Below are 610 nucleotides of genomic sequence, written 5' to 3'. Positions count from 1 at the left end.
CAGCATGACAGCCCAGGTGAGCTAGCGCAGCCCTTTGGCGGTACAGACTGGAAAACTGCCGGTGAAAAACCAGTACCGGGTAAAAACTGTCCCATGATTAAGATCGTTGAGCGTGATTATCCCAATACTTATAAGAAGTTCACCTCTATGGGACCGGCGCTTGAGGCACTAGGCAACGGCTCAAAAGGTCTAAATTGGGATATGAAAACCGAAGTCAAACAATTGGGTGACTTAAACCACCGTGTCACTGAGCCAGGTATCTCTGAAGGGCGACCCCGTCTGAATACCCCAGTGAATGCCTCTGAGATGATTTTGATGCTGGCGCCTGAAACCAATGGTCACGTGGCGGTCAAAGGGTGGTCGGCATTGTCTGAGTTTACGGGTCGCGATCATACCCATTTGGCCAAATCCAGCGAGCACGAAAAAATCCGCTTTAAAGACATCGTCGCCCAACCGCGCAAAATTATCTCAAGCCCGACGTGGTCTGGCATTGAGTCTGATGAGGTGAGCTACAACGCTGGTTACACTAACGTTCATGAACTGATCCCTTGGCGCACCATTACAGGTCGTCAGCAGTTTTATCAGGATCACCCATGGATGCAAGCGTTCG

General features: G+C 50.5%; 1 pseudogene. It reads left to right on the top strand.

The features are described 5' to 3' along the window. Window positions 1-610, top strand: a pseudogene (gene narZ / locus ACS8FD_RS22300) (nitrate reductase subunit alpha); the annotation flags it as partial.

Source organism: Psychrobacter sp. 1U2, assembly GCF_051847575.1.
This window is presented reverse-complemented; position numbering and strand designations above follow the sequence as displayed.